Origin of the sequence: uncultured Nitrosomonas sp., assembly GCF_902826915.1 — a bacterium.
GTDB lineage: Bacteria > Pseudomonadota > Gammaproteobacteria > Burkholderiales > Nitrosomonadaceae > Nitrosomonas.
In genome coordinates this window covers 20,829-27,670 of the sequence record NZ_CADEGP010000042.1, presented here as the reverse complement: position 1 = coordinate 27,670, position 6,842 = coordinate 20,829, and the positions used below count along the sequence as shown (strand labels likewise).

General features: G+C 50.0%; 5 protein-coding genes. 4 read left to right on the top strand and 1 reads right to left on the bottom strand.

Annotation, left to right across the window (positions count from 1 at the left end):
* From QZV86_RS08730 to QZV86_RS08715, 4 genes are all read left to right on the top strand, one after another.
* Window positions 1-714, top strand: a 714-nt coding sequence (locus QZV86_RS08730; RefSeq protein ID WP_295626435.1) for a transporter associated domain-containing protein, incomplete at its 5' end; no start/stop codon positions are given.
* A gap of 41 nt (window positions 715-755) precedes the next feature.
* Entirely contained in the window at window positions 756-2,540 is a 1,785-nt protein-coding gene (recJ, locus tag QZV86_RS08725; protein WP_295626432.1) for a single-stranded-DNA-specific exonuclease RecJ, read from the top strand.
* Entirely contained in the window at window positions 2,530-3,789 is a 1,260-nt protein-coding gene (locus QZV86_RS08720; protein ID WP_295626429.1) for an MgtC/SapB family protein, read from the top strand. Before recJ ends, QZV86_RS08720 begins: the two co-directional genes overlap by 11 nt.
* A 62-nt stretch (window positions 3,790-3,851) precedes the next feature.
* A complete protein-coding gene (locus QZV86_RS08715) occupies window positions 3,852-4,607 on the top strand; it encodes a fused MFS/spermidine synthase (RefSeq protein WP_295626425.1) in 756 nt (251 codons plus the stop codon).
* Between the two features lie 234 nt (window positions 4,608-4,841).
* On the opposite strand, the gene QZV86_RS08710 is transcribed toward QZV86_RS08715, so the two are convergent.
* Window positions 4,842-6,773, bottom strand: coding sequence for a vanadium-dependent haloperoxidase (locus QZV86_RS08710; RefSeq protein WP_295626423.1), 1,932 nt, complete (start codon window positions 6,771-6,773; stop codon window positions 4,842-4,844).
* Between the last annotated feature and the right edge of the window lie 69 nt (window positions 6,774-6,842).

Sequence of the window (6,842 nt, the reverse complement as noted above, 5' to 3'; positions counted from 1 at the left end):
CTCAGCATGATCGAAGGCGTCATGCAAGTTTCCGAAATGCAAGCACGCGATATCATGGTGCCGCGCTCGCAAATGGACGTTGTCGATATCAGCAAGAAACCGGAACAATTCATTCCATTTGTCATCGAAGCTGCACATTCCCGTTTTCCGGTTATAGAAGGCAGCGAAGATGAAATTATTGGCATACTGCTGGCCAAGGATTTACTGCGCTATTACGCCGACCCGGAAGAATTCAATATCCGCGACATGTTGCGCCCAGCTGTATTCATTCCCGAATCCAAGCGGCTCAATATACTGCTCAAGGAATTTCGCAGCAATCGCAACCATATGGCTATCGTAGTGAATGAATATGGAGGAATGGCTGGCCTAGTGACAATTGAAGATGTACTCGAACAGATTGTAGGAGAAATTGAAGACGAATATGACTTTGATGATGAAGAAGATAACATCGTCATGGAATCGGATGGACTATACCGTGTCAAGGCAACCACTGAAATTGACAACTTCAATGAAGTGCTCGGCACAAACTTCAGCAACGAAGATTGCGACACCATAGGCGGGTTGGTGCTCAACAAATTTGGCCGTTTGCCTAACCGTAGCGAATCAGTCGAGATCGGTCACTTTAAATTCACCGTGCAGCGGGTTGATAGCCGTCGCTTACATGTACTTAAAGTGGAAAAACTTGCAGCAGAAGCAGAAACACCAGCTGAATAAGTGCGTTCATACAACCTGGCGCATTTATATTTCTCCGATATATGACTAGAATCACCACCCGTTCGTATGATTTGCAATCTTTCCAGACACTGAGCAGCTGCGGATTGCATCCGGTACTCGCACGCATTTTTGCAGCACGTGGTATTGAAAACTCAAGCCAACTTGAAACCGAACTCACACGCCTGATCCCATTCGAGCAACTCAAAAATATCACGCTAACCGCGGCCTTGCTTGCCGACGCCATTGCCACGAAGAAGCGGCTGTTGATTGTGGCCGATTATGACTCCGACGGCGCTACGGCATGCGCAGTAGGCATCCGTATTTTACGCAAGCTTGGTGCCACGATTGACTATCTGGTACCCAATCGGTTTGAATTCGGATATGGCCTGACTCCGGAAATCGTATATCTGGCACACGAAACCAAACAACCTGATCTACTGATCACCGTCGATAACGGTATCGCCAGCGTTGAAGGTGTAGCAGAAGCCAACCGCCTGGGCATGCAAGTGATAATCACCGATCATCACTTGCCCGGCGATGAGTTGCCTGCGGCCATGGCCATTATCAATCCCAATCAACCGGACTGTCCTTTTCCAAGCAAAAGTATCGCCGGTGTGGGCGTCATTTTCTATTTAATGCTAGCACTGCGCGCAGAATTACGTCAACGCGGTGCTTTCGCAACAAACCAAGAACCGAATCTTGCCAGCTTCCTGGATCTGGTAGCGCTGGGTACCGTCGCCGATGTTGTCAAGCTGGATAGTAATAACCGTATCCTGGTGCAACAAGGCTTACAGCGGATTCGGAAAGGACGCGCTTGTACAGGTATCAACGCACTCTTGCAAGTATCACGGCGTGATTATTCGCAAATCTCCACCTATGAGCTGGGCTTTATGCTGGGACCGAGACTCAATGCAGCCGGGCGATTGGACGATATGTCACTGGGCATTGAATGTTTGATTACCGATGACGAAACCTATGCACTGGAAATTGCCAAACAACTGGACGAACTGAATCAGCAGCGTCGAGAAATTGAATCCACCATGCAAGAAAGCGCACTGACCAAGCTGGAAGACATCCTGAAAACCCGTTGCCAAGAAATCCAGACCGCTTATAGCATCTGCTTGTTCGATCAGGATTGGCACCAAGGTGTCATCGGCATACTCGCATCACGCATCAAGGACAAACATCACCGTCCGGTAATCACTTTCGCACCGGGCAATTATGGTGAAATCAAAGGCTCCGGGCGATCAATCAATGGCTTTCATTTGCGCGACGCACTGGATTTGGTCGCAAAACAATATCCCGAACTGATACTAAAATTCGGCGGTCACGCCGCTGCTGCCGGATTGACTATCAATAGTGAGGACTTTGAGAAATTTCGTGACGCCTTCGAACAAATAGCACAAATCTTGCTGACGCCTGCCGATTTGACACAAGTAATCGAAACGGATGGTGATCTGGAGCTTACTGAAATCAACCTGGAGTTGGCACAATATCTCGATCGTCAGGTGTGGGGACAAGGCTTCCCTCAACCCTCATTCAACGCACGGTTTTATGTTGAAAGCCAACGCATTGTCGGTGAAAAACACCTGAAGCTGAAACTAAGAAAACTGGATGCTGCAAACGGTGATCAATCAGCGCAACTGCCACGAAAATCGAATGATACTTACGACGGCATTCTGTTTTTCCAGAGCGACCCGCTACCTGATGTCATCGATGCCGTTTATCGACTGCAGATCAATGAATACAATGGCAAAACTTCTTTGCAATTTCTGCTCGAACACTGGTTTCATCCAGACTCACCGGCAATCGACAATGAGCACTGAATTCACACTCAATGGCGAATTAGCCGCGTTGCCGCATTTCCTGACCAGTTTAGCGATTGGCTTACTGATTGGGTTGGAACGTGAGCGTAGTCCGGGATCGCGAGCAGGACTAAGAACTTTCGCGTTAGTCGCATTATTCGGCACACTGGCTGCAATGCTGTCGGAAAAAGCCACGCCATGGCTTCTGCTGGGTGGTTTACTGATTGTCGGTCTGATGACCATCGCAGCCTATTTTCGCACTAAAGACGAAAACGCAGATCCAGGCACTACCACAGTTGCCGCGATTCTAGTCTGCTATGGTTTGGGTGCCACAGTATGGTACGGCTACAGTAACTTAGCCGTCATGCTGGCCATTATCACCACCATATTACTGTATTTCAAAACAGAGCTGCACGGCATAACCCAGAAGCTGAATCGACGCGATTTAATCTCAGTGCTACAGTTTGCCGTACTGACGTTTATCATCCTGCCAATCCTGCCGGATAACAATTACGGACCTTATGAAGCAACCAACCCCTATCAGATCTGGCTCATGGTAGTATTGATATCGGGCGTCAGTCTGGCGGGTTATATCGCCCTGCAACTGATCGGCCAACGTCATGGCGCTATCCTGGGCTTATTCGGCGGCTTAGTTTCTAGTACCGCCACAACGTTAGTATATGCGCGCCGCAGCGTTGAAAATCAAAGCTTCACCCAACTGGCTGTTGTTGTTATCCTGATCGCCAACCTGACTGTATTGATCCGTTTAGCCATTATTAGTGCAATCGTTTCTCCCGCCATATTGTCGCAGTTGTTGCCTGTTCTTGGCAGCGGCTTTCTATTGGGAGCGGGCATCACGGCTTACTGGTGGCACAAGCTAAATCGGCAGCAAGAAGCACCCATACCGGAAATCAAGAATCCCACTGAAATCCGTATAGCAGCAACCTTTGGATTGATTTACGGCATCGTCCTGTTCTGTTCCGCATGGCTTTCCGACATCGCAGGCAGCAGTGGATTATACGCCGTTGCACTGATCTCGGGCTTAACCGATGTCGATGCCATCACCCTATCAAGCTTGCGCTTATACGAACTGGACAAACTGGAAATCACGCAAACCGTGATGGCCATTTCACTGGGATTAATCTCCAACATCGGCTTCAAACTTGGACTGATTTTTTTCTTTGGTCACGCACTATTAGCACGACAGTGCATTTCGGGCATGCTGGCAACGGCTGGCGGAATTGGATTGGCGTTGCTGTTTCTGATCTGATCGACTGAAAGGAAAATATGATAAAGCGCCCAGCCTGGAGATAACTATTCTTGACAAAGATAATGAGTTTTTCCATCGATATCCGTGAAGAAGCCGGAGTGCGCACATTGCACTTCGGCTCCGACTGGATACAGGGCGCGATGCGCATCGCGCGTCCTTGGCGTTTGGAACTCGACTATACCCGGAAGATGATGACAAGCCTGTTACTGAGAGGTGATGCGCACTTTCCGCGTAAAGTGCTGCTGATCGGTCTTGGCGCAGCATCGCTGACCAAATTTATTTATCGCTACTATCCCCATGCGAAACTGACCGTGGTTGAAATCGAACCGCGCGTGGTAGCAGTGGCGAGGCAATTTTTCAAACTGCCGCAAGACCCGCTGCGTCTTAATATCGTGATTGCCGACGGTTCGCAGTATATCGCCGAGCACGACAAGACTTACGATCTGATTCTGGTGGATGGCTTCGGTGCCGATGCGCGACCCGGCGAACTGGATACGCTGCCGTTTTACCAGATGTGCCGCGCGCGATTGAACGATAATGGCATTCTTGTGGTGAATTTACTGGGGCGAAACCGCGGCTACCAGGCCAGCCTGGAGCGCATTAAAACCTCGTTCGACGAACGCGCACTGGCTTTCCCTTCCTGCGACAGCGGCAACGTCATTGCAGTTGCCGCGACCGGAGAAGAAATCAAAATTGCATTGAATGAACTCAAGGAACAGGCGCTCGAATTGAAAGAAAAAACCGGACTCAATCTGCTACCAACGCTAGTGCGCCTGGAACAGGCAAAATCTTGTCCGGGCGGAATCCTTGCGATTTAATAAAAGGTAAAAAGAGCTCTGTTTGGAGACAGATGACGAATTGAGAATATGACCGATAAATCCAGTATCTTGCTGTTTCTTAATCTATATTATTGATTCTATACCTGATTCCGTTTTACGTTTCGCTTGCATTTTCCATTTGATCCCGTTCTGCGTTTTTCTGTGTTTAAGTTCAACCAACCTGCTATCGCAGGTTGGCTGAAGCACCTTGTAGGTATCTACAAAGCAAGCACTTCAGTTAATACGGACTTGTCCCTGAGTGATGTTCACCATATACCGGTCAAATGCACGAAAAGTAAATGAAACCGGACGCTCTGCATATTCCATAGTACGCTTGCGCAGGATCTCGATGGCGATCTGCTCACCCAGGCGCAAGCTGCGAGTGTTGTCGCTGCGCCAGTGCACACCACCCATGGAACGGCCCATGGCAACGTTGCTGGCAATTTTATTGAGTTCGCCTCCGACCGTCATCTTGTCGGCGTCGGGCCCACAGTACTCCTGAGGCTCGCAGAAATCCTCAAGCATACCAACAGCCTTGCGGTAACCCGGTTGCAGAAGTTTCAGCATGGCTGCCGGCGGGTCTTTAGGAAAGCCATTATTGGCTCGAGCGAAAACATCTACCAATTTCTCATCCTCGTCGAACCAAGCTTTGAGTACCGTGACACAGGCGCCGGCGACAGTCGCATGCCCCGCGCCATAGGCCGGGTGATTTGGCGAACCGGCTGAAAACGCCATGGGTAGGAACAGGGTTTCGGTTCCACCGTTCTGCGTGGCATTGTGCGATGCCACAGCATCCAATGTATCGTTAAGTGCATTGTCGAAATTGCTGCAGGCTTGAACTGTTTCCGGCAGACCGTATGCGCGCGTCTTTCCCTTATATCCCTTGCGCTGCATTTGCAATAGTCCACCATACACTTCAGGGCGGCAGCGGCGGTGTACCATCCATTTTTGACGCCAGACAACCTTAAGCGCACGGCTGGCAACCTCAGAAACCAATGTCAGCAGATCCGGCCCCCCCAAGGTGGCAAACCCACCCTCACGCGAAAAACGATTCCCGCGATAAGGATTGCCAGCATCAAGAGATGCATTAACTCCATCTAGAAACAGTGCCGCATTGAAGTAGGCCTGGTGCAGCGCATCGCGATTGACGAAGCGCGCGAGGTCGCGCATGGTCGAAATGTAGCGTTTTATCACCGGCCCGTTTGCAGTGCCGTCGGTTGTTGGGTAATACATGTTGACAGGGCAATTGCGCTGGTCTGCATAGTTATTACAAATTCCATAGTCGCGACCATATTTATCTTTACCGGTGTTTTGTGCAAGTAACCAATCGCCGTGCGTAATCAAAAAATCACGCTTGGCGATATAGGGTACTAGCTTCTGATCGATCGTCTGCACGCCGTATCCGATCGGACGGATGAAGAATTGACTAACTAATGGGCCAACATCCTCGCCGAACAATCCGGTACGGAAAAGCGTTTTTAGCCGTATATCTGCGCCGCCACTGCCGGACTGAAGATCAAACGTGGTACGCAAACGACCGGAATCGGTGTCATGACGGATGGCGCAGTCGAACATCGTATTTACGGCGTTACGTGCCGCACTGACGCGATCATTGACGTTATAGCCAAGCTTATCCGGCCCAACGCCATCGTGTGCGGATATATCCACACCGCAGTCCATTTGTGGCTCACAGTGTTGTTGGAATGCAAGCAGCGGTGCATCACGCAGCAAGGCCATCCAGTAGAGTTCGACCATTTCAGCGGCAGTACTGATCGACCGGCAGCCCGGTGCGGGCAACATCTCGAGCGATTTCGGATCGGGGCCATGCGTTTCAGTTGATGCACCTGCCATCGGACTGGTGAACTTCGCGGCCGACTTCTTGAGAGTGGGGGCCACGCAGGACTCGAATAGGCTTTGATCCGGGCTACTGACAGGTCCTTTGGGCACCTCCTCGAAATTGATCGGCATGCCCGCTTCGATTTGTATACAAGTGCGCTCAAATTTGCGGTAAGCAGCCTCATCAACTTCACCATACTCGTTGTGGGGCAGTGTTTTATGGAAGTTTCCGATGAACGGTGCATTCGTTTGATCTTGCGCTGGTGAGCCGGGATTAACCGGTTCGGAGGTTACAAGATTCTCATCGCTATTGGGTGTAGGAAACGTCATTTGATACTCCTTCTTAATCATGTTGAAGAAAAGACATAGCTTTTTGAAGTCTGAAGCCACGTCGAATTG

What these genes read in the sequence shown, in the direction of transcription:
- QZV86_RS08720 (WP_295626429.1), top strand. Translation starts at nt 2,530, where the DNA reads ATGAGCACTGAATTCACACTCAATGGCGAATTAGCCGCGTTGCCGCAT.
- QZV86_RS08715 (WP_295626425.1), top strand. Translation starts at nt 3,852, where the DNA reads ATGAGTTTTTCCATCGATATCCGTGAAGAAGCCGGAGTGCGCACATTG.
- recJ (WP_295626432.1), top strand. Translation starts at nt 756, where the DNA reads ATGACTAGAATCACCACCCGTTCGTATGATTTGCAATCTTTCCAGACA.
- QZV86_RS08710 (WP_295626423.1), bottom strand. Translation starts at nt 6,773, where the DNA reads ATGACGTTTCCTACACCCAATAGCGATGAGAATCTTGTAACCTCCGAA.